This is a genomic window from Mucilaginibacter gotjawali, assembly GCF_002355435.1.
GTDB lineage: Bacteria > Bacteroidota > Bacteroidia > Sphingobacteriales > Sphingobacteriaceae > Mucilaginibacter > Mucilaginibacter gotjawali.
In genome coordinates this window covers 3,742,837-3,760,501 of record NZ_AP017313.1, presented here as the reverse complement: position 1 = coordinate 3,760,501, position 17,665 = coordinate 3,742,837, and the positions used below count along the sequence as shown (strand labels likewise).

The following is a 17,665-nucleotide window of genomic DNA, read 5'->3' as shown; positions in this document are numbered from 1 at the left end:
TTAGTGCAAGAAAAATTCAACGGAAAACATTGCAATTCTACTCAAATTATTTAAAAAATTCAAATTATTTAAAAAATATCATTTTAAGCTCAACACTTAGTTTTATTTTTAGTTTTTTTGTGCCTCGAATAAAACAATCTTCCCTGATGATTTCCCGAAAGCAGCTAATAGAACAGATCAAACAAAAAAATCTTTTCTGTGTGTAGGTCTTGATACCGACATCGAAAAAATACCAGCGTTTTTAAAAGAATACCCCGACCCGGTATTTGAATTTAACAAACGGATCATTGATGCAACGCAGGATCTGTGCATTTCTTATAAACCCAATGCAGCTTTTTATGAAGCACGTGGGATAAAAGGTCTGCAAAGCTTAATTGATACCTGGAAATATCTGCCCCAGGATTGCCTTAATATTATTGATGCCAAGCGCGGTGACATAGGCAATACGTCTGATATGTACGCCAAAGCATTTTTTAATGAAGATGCTTCGGGGATGAGCTTTGATGCCATTACTGTGTCGCCTTATATGGGGCAAGATACAGTGAACTCCTATTTATCATATCCCGGCAAATGGGTCATCCTGCTGGCGCTCACCTCATCGGCAGGGAGTAAAGATTTTCAATACCTGGAAACCAACCAGGGCTTTTTGTACGAAACTGTTATTCAAAAAGCCAATACCTGGGCAGGGGCCGACAGGATGATGTTTGTCGTGGGCGCTACCAAAAGCACCGAGTTTACCAATATCCGCAAATTTGCACCTGATAATTTTTTACTGGTGCCGGGCGTAGGCGCACAGGGAGGTAACCTGGAAGAGGTTTGTCGCTACGGTATGACAAAGGATTGCGGGTTGATTGTAAACGCCTCACGGTCTATTATATATGCCTCCAACGGCAAAGACTTTGCCGAAGCGGCAGGGGCCGAAGCGCTGAAGATCCAGCTGCAGATGGAAAATGAGTTGGAAAAGGCAGGGATTATTTAATCCTTATGAAAGACTTACGAAGTTTTCAAAAACTTCGTAAGTCTGATACTGATTTTATATTTTCAAGCGTTTGCGAACTAGTAACTCATCTATCATCGTTTTATGATGATCAACAAAACGTTCGAGTCCGCCAAACCAATCTAACACTTCCTTGCGATTAAGTATTGTTTCTTTTTCGGATAAGTTTTTCCTGCGTTATCCAAAAACCACTTTCCGTTCCGGAAACTTGGTTGCATAATTGGCCACCATCCCTTTGATGTAATCATTACCGGGATAGGGGGTGAGGTGATTTTTTAATTGCTGCAGGTTGTCGACATCGAAGTAGTGGGAGATGAACCCCATGCCATAAAATTTGCCCTTTTCAATCAGCAGGCAGCTATGTTCCTCATCCGTACGGCCTGCATCCCTGATAGCGAAGGTGGGCAGGGCGTTATTTAATTCATCAATGGCAGCATTTACTCTTTTGTTATAGGCTTCGGGTGGTTCAATGCCTTCGCACGCACATTTTTCGCGGTTTACTCCTATACAAGGTTCTGTATTGGTTTGAATAAAGCAAAGTTTCGGGCAAAGCTCAAAGGTATCGATCAATTGCAGTATTACACTACGCGCTTCAAATAGCGTGTTGCAACTGTAAATGGAGCCGGTCATTTTTCTGTGCTTATCCACAGCCAGTCGCAGGTAGCCGCGCTGGTCTTCAAAAGCATATAAGGAGTAAGCCTGCTCAAACCGCTTTAAGGAACGGTTATACCTGGGCCAAAGGCGCTTGATTTCCACAGCTTCCAATACAAAAGCAATTAACTCGGTACCACAAAGCTGAAAAGAGATATGGCAGATATTCCGTAAAAACTCCTGCCGTTGCGGGCCGGGGTTATTGCCGGCGAAATGGCTGCTTACCCGTTTTTTTAAGTTTTTTGCTTTGCCAACATAAATAACTTTCCCTTTTTCATCGTGAAAATAATAGATACCCGGCGATGATGGCAAAGCATCCACGTCCTTTCGGGGTAAGTTTGGCGGCAAAACTTGTTCTTTGGAATTTTGCTTTAATGCCTGCGGGATATGGTTATTGATATCCTTCTGCAGCAATAACGAAAATAGCTGAGAAGTCGCTTCTGCATCCCCCGCAGCGCGGTGACGGCTCTCATTATCGATTCCCAAATGCCGGCATAGTTTGCCAAGACTGTAGGAGGGAAGCCCGGGTATTATTTTACGCCCCAGTCTTACGGTGCAAAGTTTACTGCAATTCAGTTCATAACCTGCTGCCGCCAAATGGTAACGCACAAAGGAATGATCGAAATTTACATTGTGGGCAACAAAAATTTTATTGTTCAACAGGTGATATACATCGTGCGCCACATCCTCAAAAGGCGGCGCATTTTGCACCATTTCATTGGTGATGCCGGTTAGGGCGCTGATATAAACCGGGATCTCCCTGCGCGGGTTAACCAGGGTTGAATAGCGTTCAATAACCTTTTTACCATTGTGTATGCATATAGCTATTTCAGTAATGCCATTGGCGCTGGCATGCCCCCCGGTAGTCTCGATATCAACAATAGCATACATGGGGGTAAATGTAGTAAAATAATACTAATATTTTTAGTGATTTGTTTTTTTGTCCATGGTCCATGGACCATGGTCGATAGCAAAAAAATAAGGTGGTTAAACCGGATAGAATAACAAAGGCTGAAACCGTTTAACGATTTCAGCCTTTATTATTCTATTTTTTACCATGGTCTATGGACTATCGACCATTGACTCCAAAGAATTATTTCTTCTTCGCCGGCGGCAATTGTTGTTTCTGGCGCATCATTTCTTCCATGCGTGCCTGGAAACCGCTTTGTTTCTTTTTAACTTCTGGTTTCTTTTTGTTTTCCTGGATCTGGGCATGAATCTTTTTATCGTCAACCATCAAACGGATAATGTATTGCTGTAAAAAGGTAAGCATGTTAGCCAGGAAGTAATAATAATTCAAACCTGATGGGTAGCTGTTCAGCGCGCCAAGGAAAATAACCGGGGTGATGTATCCGATATATTTCATTTGCCCGGTTGCGCCCGAGATCTGGTTATTGAAATAAGTATAGATCAGTGTAGAGATCGTCATCAGCAAACACATGATACTTAAGTGGTTGCCGATAAAAGGAATGGTAGGGAAGGTGATCAGCGCATCATACGTAGAGAGATCGTGCATCCATAAAAATCCCTGTCCGCGTAACTCAAACAAGCTTGGGAAAAACCGGAAGAAGGCAAATACGATCGGCATTTGGATCACCAGTGGTAAACAGCCTCCCAGTGGGTTAACACCCGCTTTTTTGTACAGTTTCAGGTATTCCTGTTGTAAAAGGGTAGGATTATCTTCGCCAACTTTTCCCTTAATTTCGTCCATCTCCGGCTTTAATACCCGCATCTTAGCCATTGATAAGTACGACTTATAAGTAAGCGGAGATAAAACCAGTTTAAGGATAAGGGTTAAAGCCAGGATGATCAAACCATAATTACTGGTAAACTGGCTCAAAAAATTAAATACCGGTAACACCGAAAAACGGTTGATATACGCCAGGAATCCCCAGCCCATATACACCTGTTTTTCCAGGTGATAGCCCTGTGTTTTAAGGAAATTATATTTAACCGGGCCAAAATAAAATTCAAGCGGGTAGGTACCGTCGGTATTTTTGCTAACGGTAAGCGCGGCGCTCATTTGCCTTGAGTGTGTAGTATCTGTTACATCGGTACTGATAGACAGGCTTGATTTATCAAAACCTTTTTTTGCGATCAGCACGTCAGAGAAAAAATGCGCCTGGTAGGATACCCATTGCAGCTTTTTGTCATTCACATCGGTTTTATCATCTTTGGTTTCGCTCAAATAATCAACACCTTCATCTGTATTCATAAAGAATATGGTGGAATACCTGCGTTCCTGGTCCATATCCTTTTCTTGTTTGCGCATACTTGCGGCCCAGTTAACATTGATGGTGTTTGTATTGGCAACCTGGTCTAACCCGGTTGGTTTTATAGTTAAACCTAATTTATAGCCTTCCCCTTTAAGTGAATAGATGTAATCAATATATTGCGTTGCGCTATAACTCAAACGCATGGTAACCGTGCTGGAATCTTTACCGGAAACGATGAGCGCGTTGGCACTTGGGGTAAAATAAAGGTTATCAGTATTGATGCTGTTATTACCTGCGGTAAAATTCAAACCGAAATGGTTCTTGTCGCCTTCAAACAATACAAGCGGTTTTTTATTGAAAGTTTTGTAGTCTTTTAATTCAACCGAATAAACGCGGCCGCCATGTGTGGTCAGCTTTACAATGATGTCCTTGTTTTCAAGTGTGATCAATTTGTCGGTACCTACTGTTGCGGCGCCGAAGGGGCTTTTTAAAATTGCCGAATCCACTTTAACATTCGCTGCTGCTTTTGTTGTGTCGGCAGCTTTCGTTGCGGCAATAGCTGTTTTTGGCAGCAGCCCTTTTTTCGCCGAATCGGCGTGCATGCGGATGGCTTCTTTCTTTATATCAGCATCATTAGGTTTCATGAAGAAAATGGAAGCTCCCATTATGATCATGATCAGGAATAAGCCTGTAAACGTATTTTTATCCATTACTATATTTTCGTTCTATTTTTATTGCTTACGGGCATAGGCCAGCGAAGCGGCGACAAAGTTAATAAAAAGTGGATGCGGATTTGCAACTGTTGATTTTAATTCGGGATGGAATTGCGAACCAATAAAAAACGGATGATTTTTAAGCTCAACTATTTCAACCAGGTTGTTCTCCGGGTTAAATCCTGACGGCGTTAAACCGGCATTTTCGTATTCCTTTAAGTAGGCATTATTAAATTCATAGCGATGCCTGTGGCGTTCGCTGATCCTGGGTTTGCCATAAAATTTTTCGGCTTTGCTGCCTTTTTTCAAATCGCATACATAAGCGCCTAAACGCATAGTACCGCCTTTATTAACAATTTTCTTCTGGTCCTCCATCATCCCGATTACCGGGTGTGGTGTTTCGGGGTTCATTTCAGTGCTGCTGGCATCCTTCAGCCCCAGTACATTGCGGGCAAATTCAACCACCGCGCATTGCATGCCCAGGCAAATCCCAAAGAAGGGGATATTGTTTTCGCGCACATAACGGATGGCTTCTATTTTGCCTTCAAAACCACGCTCGCCAAAACCGGGCGCTACCAAAACACCGTGCAGGCCTTTCAGCCTTTCAACCGCGTTACCGGGTGTTAGCATTTCCGAAGGGATATATTCAACTTTTACCTTGCACTCGTTTTTAGCGCCTGCGTGTATAAACGACTCGCTGATGGATTTATAGGCATCAGGTAGTTCTACATATTTCCCTACAAGGCCAATACGAACTTCGGAGGTAGGGTTTTTCAGGCGGCCCAAAAAGTCTTTCCAGTTTTCAAGGTCCGGCTCGTTTTTGTTGGGGAGTTTTAATTTAGTTAAAACGGTTTTGTCCAACTGCTCTTTCAGCATCAGTAATGGCACATCATAAATGGTGGATGCATCGATAGATTCAATTACCGCGTTGATATTTACATTGCAAAATAAAGCTATCTTTTTACGGATGTCCATATTGAGGTGATGCTCTGTACGGCAAACCAGGATATCCGGCTGGATCCCATACTCCAGCAGCATTTTTACAGAGTGCTGTGTTGGTTTGGTTTTCAATTCGCCGGCGGCCGCCAGGAACGGTATTAATGTCAAGTGGATCACCAGGGAATTACCCGAGCCAATTTCCCACCTGAACTGCCTAACCGCTTCAATATAGGGCAGCGACTCAATGTCACCAACTGTTCCACCCAATTCAGTGATCACGATATCATATTCACCGCTTTCGCCCAGCAGGCGGATATTCCTTTTAATCTCGTCCGTAATATGCGGTACAACCTGTACGGTTTTACCCAAAAAATCCCCCTGGCGTTCGCGGTTGATCACATTCTGATATATGCGACCCGTAGTAATGTTGTTGGATTGCGAAGTAGGGGTATTTAAAAAGCGCTCGTAGTGGCCAAGGTCCAAATCGGTTTCGGCGCCGTCTTCAGTAACATAGCATTCGCCATGCTCGTATGGGTTTAATGTACCCGGATCGATATTGATATAGGGGTCGAACTTTTGAATGGTTACGCGGTAACCGCGCGATTGAAGGAGTTTTGCAAGGGAGGCTGATATAATGCCTTTCCCTAACGACGAGGTAACGCCGCCCGTAACAAAAATGTATTTAGTCATGATTTTTTTGCTTTTGAACCGGCATTTGGGCCGAAACAAATTGTTTGTGTACGGGATACAAAAGTAAGAAAAATTTTGGGCTTAGAACGAAGAAGTTTTAAATGTGGAAAAAGGGTCTTAATGTGAAAATTTGAGGATTTGAAAATTTGAAAATGCTGGTTAATTAATTTTCATTGATCATTTAGCCGCAGCTGATTTGAATACATTATAAGCATGAATATAATGTCTCAGCGTTTTGATGTCGTAATCCTGTTCGGCATCAAATTGTTTCGCCAGGTCGGCATCGTCGGCAATCAGGCTGAGCAGGTATGCTTTTCGTTTTTTTCTGCTTTCACCGGCAATGTTCAAGGTATTCGATTTTATTTCTCTTAACGTGCCATTATCTTTGTTGACGTAAACGTAAATGTTGTTACTGCTGCCATAATAATAGCCGTTCATATAAATATCTCGGTTAACGATGACGACTTGCTCATAAAGACACAATAATCCATTCTCAAGTCTTTTTAAATAAGTCATATCGGAGGAATTGGTGTCAGCATAAAGGGCTACATAAGTACAGGAATCATAAGTTGAAAAATACTCTTTTACTGCATCAGGAGACGGTTTTTTGAACTTGTCTGTTGAATTAACCGGTTTGTATCTTAAGGGGCCTAAAGCTGGTTTTTTAAACTCGCATTTTACGGTGTCTCCTTTTTCGTTGATAATATAGCCTGTAAACGGAGAATCGTCTTTATAACTTATTTTAGCAAATTTATTCTGCCCGAATGCACAGCAAAATGAAATTATCAAACTGAAGGTAATAAATAAGGTGTTAAAAGGTTTCATTTGCAATTATCTCTTTAGGATTGGTTAAATTCACTTGCCCGCGTTGTACATCTCAACCAGTTTTTTGAGTTCACCAAAACTGATGTGGCCTTCTGCCTGATAGCGGCTGTAAACATCTTTATTGTCCTGGATAATGGGGACAAATTTTGCATCAAGCAGTTCCTTGTTTTTGCCGCGCGAAATATCATCGTCCATTACCACTTCGGCTGTATCGGTTGTTTTTGCTACGAAATTTTGGGTTTTGGTTGGTGGCACGTACGACGTAGACATCGGGTTTACACGGGCGTAGGTGAGCGAGCCGTCATAAAAGGCAAGCTTGCCGCTCATTTCGTATAGATTTAGTTTGCCCGCTACCAGTACGTCAACAAAACATGGGATTCGTGAACTGGTAATATAAACCCTCCTCACCCACATTTTTTTGTTTTCAGAATAGAATTCCCGCACATTACCCAATTCTATTTTAATAGGATCGCCCTTATCCGTTTTATATTTAACTACCCCCATCCACCCCCGCGAAAGTTTGCAGTGTATGGTGTCGTGTTTGTCGGTAATCACGCGGTCAGGGTTCTGCGCTTTTAATGACAATGCCGCAAGCGACAGGATGGTAAAAAGGATAGTTTTCAGGTTCATGGTTGCTACGGTTTAGATAATTTTTATCAGAAACTGTTTATCTGTTGGATGAAGTATTGTTTAAGTAGGCCAGATTGTAACGACTAATATAGTCAGTAATTGTGTCAATGTTATAATCATGCTTCATCGTTTCAATCAACTCTTTTCGTAGTGTCAGATTATCTGCAAACAATTCAAGAAATGCTTTTTGTTCCTTATTTGTCTCTCCTGCATCAGCCTGAACTGATCTGGTTGCATTGATCAATATTAAGGGGCCATCGCCCTTATTGGCATACATATATGATGTTGCTGCTTCATGGTTGCCGATTGGCATTTGTTCATATAGGTTTATTCTTCCTTTTTTAATCTGCCTAACATAAACACTTGCTTTTTCACCAGGAATAATTTTTTTTACGACGGTAACATTGTTATCGCCTATAAAATACTCTGTAACAGAGGTATCCATATTAGTAAATCTGTCCTTTTTATTTAACCTGTACCTGCTGTTATTGTAATGCTTACTTAGTTCTATTTCACAAAAAATAGTGTCTTTTGTTTTTTTGATAAAGTAGTCCTGGGCGTATTGTCCCAATGGTTTACCTGTATTATATAGATGGATAAGGTTTCTAATTTGTTCAAAACTGAATTTATCTTCGGTTCGATATTTATCGTAAATGTTTTTGTTATCCTCCAACATTTCAGCAAAACCGTCCTTTCGTTCATTCCTGCTTCTGCTATTAAACAGGCCATTGCTTTTAAAATCTTTAACGTAATTTGTACCTTTACCGATATACCAAACTTTAGTCGTTATTGATGCCATAGTCATGCTACTATAAGTGGTATTGATTACCTCGTACAAGCTGATTTTTCCATTTTCAATAACATTTAAATAGGTAGCCCTTTTGTCATAATTGATAAAAACAGCCCGATATAATTGACGGTCTCCCGAAAGATAATATTCTTTTATTTCATCAGACTTGATCCTTTTCGGTGCATCCATTGCGGCGCTTTGATATTTAATGGGGCCAAAAGCAGGAGCGATGATTTTACAGGAGATCGAATCACCTCCAACGGTTATTACATAATCACTCTGGGCCTTAACGGTAAACGCAAAAGTAGTTACCGCAATAAAAATTAACGTTTTTGTAATTATTATCTTCACAATAAGGTTGGTTTTGGGTTAGTTAAATTTTAGCTTTTCCAAATCTTCCGGCGTATCCACAGCAAACGTCTCCAGCTCAGTTTCCGCAACTTTTATATGATAGCCGTTTTCAATCCAGCGCAATTGCTCAAGACTTTCGGCTTTTTCCAGGGACGATACAGGTAGTTTGGTGATTTCCTGCAAAACATCCGCCCGGTAACCGTAAATACCAATATGCTTAAAATAAGTAAAATGGCTGAGCCAGTTTTGCGGCTCCTGCCCGCGGATATGCGGCAGGGGAGAGCGGGAAAAATAAACCGCTTCAGATAATTTATTCAGTACCACCTTTGGCGAATTGCTGTTGAACAATTCTTCAGCGCTAAGCACTTTTTTAATCAGCGTAGCGATCTGGGTATCCTTATCGTTAAAACAAGCTGCCAGTTTGCTGATCTGTTCCGGGTCGATAAAAGGTTCATCGCCCTGGATGTTAATGATTACATCATATTGCTGATGCTTCAGCGCCACTTCGGCGCAGCGGTCGGTACCGCTCTGGTGATCAGGCGAGGTGATAATGGCCACGCCGCCAAAATCATGCACATGCTTATAAATGCGTTCGTCGTCGGTAGCAACAACCACTTCAGCTAAATGCGCACATTTTTTTGCCTGCTCATAAACCCTTTGGATCATGCTTTTGCCGGCAATATCAACCAAGGGTTTACCCGGGAAACGGGTGGATGCATAGCGGGCGGGGATGATGCCGAGGATCTTCATATTTACGATTTTAGATTTACGATTTACGATTGCTGTTAAATCGTAAATCGTAAATCGTACTTCTAAAATTAAAACAACCCATGTATTTCCCGCTCCACCATTTGTACAATCGTAGCCAGGTCCTCGGTTTTATTGGCAAAATCAATATTGTCTTTATCGATGATCAGCAGTTTGCCCAGTTTATAACCATTTATCCATTTCTGGTATTTATCGTTCAGTTTGGATAAATAATCCAGCCGGATGCCTGATTCATATTCTCGGCCGCGGCGCTGGATATTATTTACCAGCGTAGGTACCGAAGCTTTGAGGTAGATGAGCAGATCTGGTGGTTTTATGTTTTCGATAACATTATCAAATATCGCCTGGTAGTTCTGGTAATCACGCGTCGTCATCAGGCCCATATCGTGCAGGTTCTCGGCAAAAATATAAGCATCTTCGTAAATGGTTCTGTCCTGGATCAGGTCCTGACCGCTTTTCTGGATATCCATGATCTGGCGGTAACGGGCATTTAAAAAGTAGATCTGCAGGTTAAAGCTCCAGCGTTTCATGTCGCTGTAAAAATCTTCCAGGTAGGGATTGTTGTCAACAGCCTCATACAAAGGGTCCCAGCCATAATTCTTGGCCAGCAATTCGGTCAGCGTAGTTTTACCGGCGCCTATGTTTCCTACAATAGCAATGTGCATTTTTAGTTGATCGTTAATAGTTGTTTTCGTTCATAGTTCATGGTTCATAGTTCATAGCGGGAGTTCTTAAGTCGTAGCCAACCATTAGTGTAACTAAATCATGATAAAACTCCGCCTAATATACATTATGGAGCATGAACTATCAACAACGAACTGAAAATACGCTGTCAAATATCAACCGGCAGCCACTATGAACTATGAACCATGAACTATGAACTCCCTCAGAAGCTCCTGAAACCAATAGTTTCCCGTACTTCTTTCAGGGTACGTTGGGCGCTTTCACGGGCTTTAATGGCGCCGTGTTTGGCTACCTGCCGTAAGTAAGGCGCATCATTGGCAATATCGCTTATTTTTTCGCGGATAGGGGTGGTCGCTATAATAATATCCTCGGCCAGTTGTTTCTTCAGGTCGCCGTAACGTACCTGGCAGCTGTTGTACAAATTATCGAAATGGGTGTAGGTATCCGGCGTTGATACCACTTTCATAATATCGAAAAGGTTTTGTATTTCAACCGGTTTTTCCTGGTTTTCGGCAGTCGGGCCGCTGTCTGTAACGGCGCGCATTACCTTTTTACGGATCACTTCCGGCGAATCGGATAAAAAAACAGCGTTTCCTTCACCTTCTGATTTTCCCATTTTGCCGGCGCCATCCAGGCCCGGAATTTTTACCAGGTTCTCGCTGTAATTAAAGGCATAGGGCTCCGGAAAAACTTCCTTACTGTACAACCTGTTAAATCGGTTGGCAAAGGTGCGCGCCATCTCTAAATGCTGTTCCTGGTCTTTACCTACCGGTACTTTAGTAGCTTTGTGGATGATGATATCCGCGGCCATTAAAACCGGGTATGTTAAAAGGCCGGCATTTACGTTATCGGGGTTTGCCCTAACCTTGTCTTTAAATGACGTGGCCCGTTCCAGCTCGCCCAGGTAGGCGTTCATGTTCATGTATAAATAAAGCTCGGATATTTCGGGGACATCTGATTGTAAATAGATTGTCGCAGTTTCAGGGTTGATGCCGGCTGCAAGGTATTCAACCAGCACCTGTTTAATATTACCATGAAGATCGGCAGGGGTAGGGTGGGTGGTTAATGAATGCAGGTCGGCTATAAAAAAATAGCAGTTATACTCATGCTGCATTTTTACAAAGTTTTGTATCGCTCCGTAGTAATTTCCCAAATGTAGTTTTCCGGTTGAACGGATCCCACTAACAACAGTTTCCATGGCGCGAAAGTAAGGATTTTTTATATTTTTGAGGGAGATGAAAATACTATTGAAGAAAATCCACGTCTATTTATATGTCGCCAGCGTGGCCTTTACCTATTTTTTATGCTGGCCCATGCTGTATTATTTTTCGCGCAATCCATCGCGTTATTACGGCATGAATAAACTAAGGCGCGCCTGGGGTTTTTTAAGTTCCGGCTTTGCAGGCTTTCTTTTTAAGTATGAATACGAGGAACCCATCGACTGGAGCAAAACCTACATTGTGTGCCCCAATCATACCTCAAACCTTGATATTGCTGCCATGTGCGTATTAGTAAAAAGCAATTGCTGCTTTATGGGTAAAGAAACATTAAAGGACGGGTTGGTGACCGGCCTGTTTTTCAGAACGGTGGATATCCCGGTAAACCGCGAAAGTAAAATGTCATCCTACAGGGCGTTTAAAATGGCCGCCGAAAGGCTCAATAACGGCTATACGCTCATTATTTTCCCCGAGGGGGGCATCGCCGATAATTATCCCCCAACCCTGCATGAATTTAAGAACGGGCCGTTTAAATTAGCTATTGATTTAAAGATCCCGATTATACCTGTGTCGACCTCAGATACATGGAAGAAACTTTGGGACGATGGCACCAAATATGGCACAAAGCCCGGTATTTGCCATTACCATGTGCACAGGCCGATAGAAACGGCACATCTTGCCCCGGCCGATGCGGACGCGCTGCGTGATGAGGTTTACGGCATCATCGGCCGGCAATTACAGCTGGGGTATATGGCGTTGGAGATTGCATGAATATGATTTTCTGCTTACACGCAAAGTTTTGCGTGTCTACGCAACTTTTTGCTATTTTTGGGAGCCATGAAAATCTTATTGAAAAGAATCCATACCCAATTTTACCGGTATAGCGTCGCTTTTTTTTTCCTTTTGGTTTGGCCCGTTTTATTTTACCTGTCGCGCAGGACCGAACGATATAAATATATCAACGGGTTCAGGCGTTTTATCATTAAGTCGAGTACACTTGTTTCGGGAATATTTTTCAGGGTGAAATATGAGGGACAGATTGACTGGAGCCGAACTTATATAATTTGCGGCAACCATACTTCCAACCTTGATATTTCGGCCATTTGCATTGCTGCAAAAAATAACCATTCCTTCATCGGCAAGGAAGAACTCAGGGAAAATATCGTACTTGGCTTCTTTTTCCGGACAATTGATATTACCGTAAACCGTGACAGTAAAATTTCCTCGTTTAAAGCATTTAAAAAGGCAGGCGAAAAACTGAAAGACGGCGTAAGTGTGGTTATTTTTCCGGAAGCAACTATCCCGCTCGAATATCCGCCAAAACTGGGCACGTTTAAAAATGGCGCTTTCAGGCTGGCAATTGAATTGAAAGTTCCTGTATTGCCTGTAACTTCGCTTAATACCTGGAAAGTTTTATGGAATACCGGCAGTAAATATGGCAGCAGGCCCGGCATTTGTGATATATTTGTGCACAAACCCATTGAAACAGCTCATTTAACACTGGATGATGCAGATGCGTTACGCGATGAGGTTTATGAAGTGATTAAACAAAAACTTGGAGTATAATGACCATTGACGAAGAAACCGTTGAAAAAATAGCCCACCTGGCGCGGCTTGAACTTACCGGTGAAGAAAAATTGCACATGATTGAGGATATGAACAAGATCCTCGGTTTTATGGATAAACTGAACGAAATAGATACCACGGGCGTTGATCCTCTGGTGTATATGACATCGGAAGTGAATAACATGCGTGAAGATGTAGTTAAGCAGGAGATTACCCATGAAGAGGCTTTATTAAATGCTCCAAAACACGACGAAGAATATTTTTTGGTGGCTAAAGTGATTGATTTGAAGTCTGAAAAGTCCGAAAGTTAGTAAAGTCCGAAAGACTGAAAAGAAAAAAGAATAGGCTTGAGCAATATTTCGCAGGCAATGCTTTTAATTGCAATAATATTTACGCAAAAGACAAAATAAATCTTCCGGACTTTCGGTCTTTACTGACCCTGCCTGCCGGCAGGCAGGTTTCGGACTTCCTCAAAATAATCTGTAACAAAATCCGGCAGTTAGCGTCAAACCAAGAAAAATATGGAGCCACTAATTACCTCAAAGGATACTTCATCTAAAAAGACCATGGAGCCTTTGATCATCTTAAAAGATATCGGGCGTAAATACGTTATTGGTACGGAGATTATCCATGCCCTTAAATCAGTTTCGTTAACTATCAAAAAAGGTGAATTTGTGGCTTTAATGGGTCCTTCGGGCTCCGGGAAATCAACCCTGATGAATATTCTGGGTTGCCTGGATACACCTACTAAAGGTGAATATATCCTCAACGGTATCGATGTGAGCCATATGACGGATAACGAGCTGGCAGAAGTAAGAAACAAAGAGATCGGCTTCGTGTTTCAAACCTTTAACCTGCTCCCGCGCAATACGGCTTTAGACAATGTTGCCCTGCCATTGGTTTATGCAGGCGTCAATAAAGCCGACAGGCAGGCCCGCGCCCGGAAAAACCTCGAGAACGTTGGTTTAGGTAACCGCGTAGACCATAAACCTAATGAACTTTCGGGCGGTCAGCGCCAGCGTGTAGCCGTTGCCCGGGCGCTTATCAATAATCCGTCCATTATATTAGCGGATGAGCCTACAGGTAACCTGGATACCAAAACCTCCATTGAAATAATGGGGCTGATAGAAGACATCCACGCTAAAGGCAATACCATCATTTTAGTAACACACGAAGAGGATATCGCTTTGCATGCGCACCGCATCGTCCGGATGCGTGATGGATTAATAGAAAACGATTATCCGAATGAAAATATCCATAAAGTGGATAGGAGTAAGGTTGTGGCTGAATAGGGTTTGGTTGATAGGTTGATTGGGTTGGATTAGGTGGATTAAGTTGTTCATCAACCACTCAATGTTACTTTTAGTAAATTTCAGCCATCAATCTCTTACCAAAGTTGCAAATCATCAATTAGGTCAGGTTACGAGCACGATTTACAAACCCTCTCAGCAAACTCGGCCAGGTGTACGGCCATCCCTGGCATTACAGGGTCCTGACTACCCGCGATCAGCGTATGCCCCATAATTTCTACCACAAAACCATCTTCCCGGATGTCCATCACGGCGTTGCGGAAATTGCGGTCAATGCTGCGTGTCGCCTTGTCGCGGTCATTCACCAGCACATAAAAGGTATCACTAAAGGCTTTGTCTTCCTCAAAATCCAGCTCGACAGGGTGTACCAATTCAATAATTTTGTCAGTAAGCGTTTCACGCCTGATTAATACGCGGTCAAAATCGCTTTTCACATAGGCTACTGCCCAGGTTTGGTATTGATAATAATGAAATCTTTGATTTTTACCCATTACGCTGGAATGTGCTTCCACAAAAATAACGTAGCAGTCGTTGCCGTTTTCATGCTTGAGGGCATAGGAACCCCTGATGTTTACGTCATCGTACTGGCTGAATACTTCAAACTGTTCCAGCTGGAAATCAATGTTACCGGTTACCTGGATATCGAATTTGGCCTTTAGCGCCATATAGGTATCATTGAACAGGTCAATCGTATCGCTGGTAAGGCCGGTAGTATCAAAGGGGTAATTTTCCATTAAACAAATCGTTTTTATAAAAAGCATTAATCAATGTAAATAAACCAACAAAACGGTAATAAAGCAATTGTTACTACAAAAACTGAATACTTTGACCTGCACAAAAGTCGAACTCAAACTTTAATATCATTATTTTTGACCACTTCAGTTTATTGCTACATGAAAATGTAGATTTATTGCGTTAAACATTAAACCTCAATTCATAAATGGAGCGATTCATTGGTACCCTTTCAATATTCATTTTGATGAGTGTATTAAGTTCCTGCCTTACTTTGGGCGATGATGAGTCAAATAAGTTAATAAAGGAAAGCGCTAATAAAATACATACTAAAAAGGCGATTTTGTTTTTAAGGGAAGGTGGCGCAACGGTTGGTGACTCATACCAGGTTAGTCTTGTAGACTGTAAAAGTGCATTTGATACAACGGTAGTTGGTAATACCTTTACAGTTGACGATGATCATGGCAAAGCAAGGCTATACCCAGCCTCAATAAATTTCAAATGGTTAACAGACAACAACATTGAAATCAGTTACGATAAACGTCTAAGAACTTTTATAATGGAACAGTCCGTTAACGGTGTTAAAGTTGTTTACAAAACAAATTAAGTGGGTAGCAGATGAAATGGAGACTCTTCATTTAAATTCCGAAATCGAACATCTGAAATCCGAAATCAATACGGTTTCATCTTCCCGCAGGAGCATGCGCAATTGGGGTCGCTTACGCCGAGTTTTTGTAAAAAATGCCGGTAAAAACCGATGCGGTCTTTCATCCCATAATTGTTTTCGCCCTGGTTACATTCCACATTGCCGTTAACGATGTTGATGGTCATCCCGAAGCCCGGAACGCGGCCGGCAGCTTTATCTGTCGCATTGGGCTGCCATTTGCCGATCATTACATCATGCGCCGAAGGTTTTAAGGCCTGGGGCGTCATCCAAAAATATATCGCTGTTTTAAAAGCAACTACCGCATCGCCGGTTACCAGTTGCGGATTATTGAGCAGAACATGTTTATTTCCAAAAATACAGTCGGAGGCATAGCCGTAATTACCATTATAGCTCAGCTGCATCGGGCCGCGGCCGTAATATTTTTTACCTGTAACGGCCGGGTACACGTCATTTGGCGCTGTATAGCTGTTTGAAGTATCGTTTTCATAAAGATACATCAAGCCGTCATTGTATTGCCCGTCTTCGCCATGCCGGGTTTCGTGGGCTATTTGTGCAAAAAAAGCAGCTAATTCTTTTTTATTGGTGGCCAGGTCCTTTTCGGCACAAAAAGATCCATAATCTATCAAATACGTGCTATCTGGCTTCTTTTTTGCCCAATCTTCATCAAAGTCCTCATCCTGGCGTATAACGGTTGATTTACCTGTGCTTTTATCTGTACGGGTAAACTGGTAGGTATTCCCCGTGCGTTTTACTACTTTTATTTTTACCAGGGCCAGGTCCTTAACGGCTTTTATAAAGGCGGCGTAAGTATAAAACTTATCCCGCATGGGGAATAAATCATTGAATTGCTTTTCGGTGATCATGGCGGCAACCGAAGTTTTATTGGCCGTTAGACCTGCGTCTGCATTTGCCGGTTTATCGCATTTTAAACTTAATAGCGTAACTGATAAAACGATAATACTTATTTTGGATGATAATAGGATTGGTCTCATTTTTTAATTTCGGATGTCGGATGTTCGATTTCGGAATGTATTATAAATAATAACGCTATAATTAACACACTGTTTATATGTTTGAATAATATATTTCGAAAATGAACAATCAAAATGCCAAATCAAAACAATAAATTCGAAAGTCAAAATCAGCATTAAGTAGATTTTGAGCGTTTCTGTAATTTAAATAATTCTAAAGCTAAATCCGATCCCGATAGCTATCGGGACGAAATTCCGACATCCGAAATACAATGAAAATATATACCAAAACAGGCGACAAGGGTTTTACCTCATTAATAGGGGGCACGAGGGTCCCGAAATCGCATATCCGGATTGAAAGTTATGGAACCGTAGATGAGCTGAATTCCTATGTGGGGCTTATTATCGACCAGGAAATTGCCGTTCACCATAAGGATATATTGAAACAGGTACAGGACAGGTTATTTACCATTGGGTCATCGTTGGCATCTGATCCGGAGAAATCAAGGATGATCATCCCCGATCTGCATGCGGAGGATATTGAATTGCTTGAGAAGGAAATGGATACGATGAACGGGCAATTGCCTGAATTGCGTCATTTTATTTTACCCGGCGGGAGTAATGCCATATCTTATTGCCATATTGCGCGTTGTGTATGCAGGAGGGCCGAAAGGATAACCGTTCACCTTGCCGGAGAGAGCACGGTGGATGAAAAGGTAACCATTTACCTTAACAGGCTGAGCGACTATCTGTTTACCCTGGCAAGAAAGATTGGTAACGAAAGTAAAGTTCCTGAAAATCAGTGGATACCGAGAGTTTGATTAGTTTGGAAAAACCGGAAGTTGCTGCCAAAAAAAATAAAACCGGCAGTGATAGCTGTATGGCCAAAAAAAATCAAATCATATTAATGAAAAATTTGATAATCAAATAAAAAATATTATACTTTTG

General features: G+C 41.9%; 18 protein-coding genes. 7 read left to right on the top strand and 11 right to left on the bottom strand.

Annotated elements, in window-relative coordinates; genetic code table 11:
* Positions 1–136 precede the first annotated feature (136 nt).
* Entirely contained in the window at positions 137–979 is an 843-nt protein-coding gene (gene pyrF / locus MgSA37_RS16565) for an orotidine-5'-phosphate decarboxylase (protein WP_096353466.1), read from the top strand.
* A gap of 195 nt (positions 980–1,174) precedes the next feature.
* On the opposite strand, the gene MgSA37_RS16560 is transcribed toward pyrF, so the two are convergent.
* The 9 genes from MgSA37_RS16560 to trpS form a co-directional block, all read right to left on the bottom strand.
* Complete coding sequence (locus tag MgSA37_RS16560; protein ID WP_096353465.1) at positions 1,175–2,539, bottom strand: exonuclease domain-containing protein; 1,365 nt, start codon at positions 2,537–2,539, stop codon at positions 1,175–1,177.
* A 202-nt stretch (positions 2,540–2,741) separates the two neighbouring features.
* Positions 2,742–4,574 carry a membrane protein insertase YidC gene (gene yidC / locus MgSA37_RS16555; protein WP_096353463.1) on the bottom strand — a complete coding sequence of 611 codons (1,833 nt, stop codon included), beginning with the start codon at positions 4,572–4,574 and terminating at the stop codon, positions 2,742–2,744.
* Positions 4,575–4,595: 21 nt separating this feature from the next.
* Positions 4,596–6,206 (bottom strand): CTP synthase, encoded by a 1,611-nt coding sequence (locus tag MgSA37_RS16550; protein WP_096353461.1) that lies wholly within the window; start codon positions 6,204–6,206, stop codon positions 4,596–4,598.
* Between the two features lie 177 nt (positions 6,207–6,383).
* On the bottom strand, positions 6,384–7,031 hold the full coding sequence (locus MgSA37_RS16545; protein ID WP_096353459.1) for a hypothetical protein: 648 nt from the start codon (positions 7,029–7,031) through the stop codon (positions 6,384–6,386).
* Positions 7,032–7,061: 30 nt separating this feature from the next.
* Positions 7,062–7,661 (bottom strand): hypothetical protein, encoded by a 600-nt coding sequence (locus MgSA37_RS16540; RefSeq protein ID WP_096353457.1) that lies wholly within the window; start codon positions 7,659–7,661, stop codon positions 7,062–7,064.
* 37 nt (positions 7,662–7,698) lie between these two features.
* Positions 7,699–8,802, bottom strand: coding sequence for a hypothetical protein (locus MgSA37_RS16535; protein ID WP_096353456.1), 1,104 nt, complete (start codon positions 8,800–8,802; stop codon positions 7,699–7,701).
* A gap of 18 nt (positions 8,803–8,820) precedes the next feature.
* Positions 8,821–9,552 (bottom strand): 3-deoxy-manno-octulosonate cytidylyltransferase, encoded by a 732-nt coding sequence (gene kdsB, locus MgSA37_RS16530; RefSeq protein ID WP_096353454.1) that lies wholly within the window; start codon positions 9,550–9,552, stop codon positions 8,821–8,823.
* A gap of 68 nt (positions 9,553–9,620) precedes the next feature.
* Positions 9,621–10,235 carry a deoxynucleoside kinase gene (locus MgSA37_RS16525; RefSeq protein ID WP_096353453.1) on the bottom strand — a complete coding sequence of 205 codons (615 nt, stop codon included), beginning with the start codon at positions 10,233–10,235 and terminating at the stop codon, positions 9,621–9,623.
* A 221-nt stretch (positions 10,236–10,456) separates the two neighbouring features.
* The gene (gene trpS / locus MgSA37_RS16520; protein ID WP_096353451.1) at positions 10,457–11,452 is read right to left on the bottom strand and encodes a tryptophan--tRNA ligase; all 996 of its coding nucleotides are present in this window, start codon (positions 11,450–11,452) and stop codon (positions 10,457–10,459) included.
* A gap of 37 nt (positions 11,453–11,489) precedes the next feature.
* Here trpS and MgSA37_RS16515 point away from each other — a divergent pair, with 37 nt between their 5' ends.
* The 4 genes from MgSA37_RS16515 (at position 11,490) to MgSA37_RS16500 (ending at position 14,329) form a co-directional block, all read left to right on the top strand.
* Entirely contained in the window at positions 11,490–12,242 is a 753-nt protein-coding gene (locus MgSA37_RS16515; RefSeq protein WP_096353449.1) for a lysophospholipid acyltransferase family protein, read from the top strand.
* A 66-nt stretch (positions 12,243–12,308) separates the two neighbouring features.
* Positions 12,309–13,037 (top strand): lysophospholipid acyltransferase family protein, encoded by a 729-nt coding sequence (locus tag MgSA37_RS16510; RefSeq protein WP_096353447.1) that lies wholly within the window; start codon positions 12,309–12,311, stop codon positions 13,035–13,037.
* Positions 13,037–13,348: an Asp-tRNA(Asn)/Glu-tRNA(Gln) amidotransferase subunit GatC gene (gatC, locus tag MgSA37_RS16505; RefSeq protein ID WP_096353445.1), complete on the top strand. Its 312-nt coding sequence runs from the start codon at positions 13,037–13,039 to the stop codon at positions 13,346–13,348. The genes MgSA37_RS16510 and gatC overlap by 1 nt, the downstream gene beginning before the upstream one ends.
* A 255-nt stretch (positions 13,349–13,603) precedes the next feature.
* Positions 13,604–14,329 (top strand): ABC transporter ATP-binding protein, encoded by a 726-nt coding sequence (locus tag MgSA37_RS16500; protein ID WP_096353443.1) that lies wholly within the window; start codon positions 13,604–13,606, stop codon positions 14,327–14,329.
* 128 nt (positions 14,330–14,457) lie between these two features.
* On the opposite strand, the gene MgSA37_RS16495 is transcribed toward MgSA37_RS16500, so the two are convergent.
* Entirely contained in the window at positions 14,458–15,081 is a 624-nt protein-coding gene (locus tag MgSA37_RS16495) for a hypothetical protein (RefSeq protein WP_157750605.1), read from the bottom strand.
* Positions 15,082–15,287: 206 nt separating this feature from the next.
* Here MgSA37_RS16495 and MgSA37_RS16490 point away from each other — a divergent pair, with 206 nt between their 5' ends.
* Positions 15,288–15,686, top strand: a complete 399-nt coding sequence (locus MgSA37_RS16490) for a hypothetical protein (RefSeq protein ID WP_096353440.1) — start codon at positions 15,288–15,290, stop codon at positions 15,684–15,686.
* A gap of 65 nt (positions 15,687–15,751) precedes the next feature.
* Here the strand turns inward: MgSA37_RS16490 and MgSA37_RS16485 are convergent, their stop codons facing one another.
* A complete protein-coding gene (locus MgSA37_RS16485) occupies positions 15,752–16,738 on the bottom strand; it encodes a chitinase (protein ID WP_096353438.1) in 987 nt (328 codons plus the stop codon).
* A 251-nt stretch (positions 16,739–16,989) separates the two neighbouring features.
* On the opposite strand from MgSA37_RS16485, the gene MgSA37_RS16480 reads away from it, so the two are divergent.
* Complete coding sequence (locus MgSA37_RS16480) at positions 16,990–17,538, top strand: cob(I)yrinic acid a,c-diamide adenosyltransferase (protein WP_096353437.1); 549 nt, start codon at positions 16,990–16,992, stop codon at positions 17,536–17,538.
* Positions 17,539–17,665: the final 127 nt, after the last annotated feature.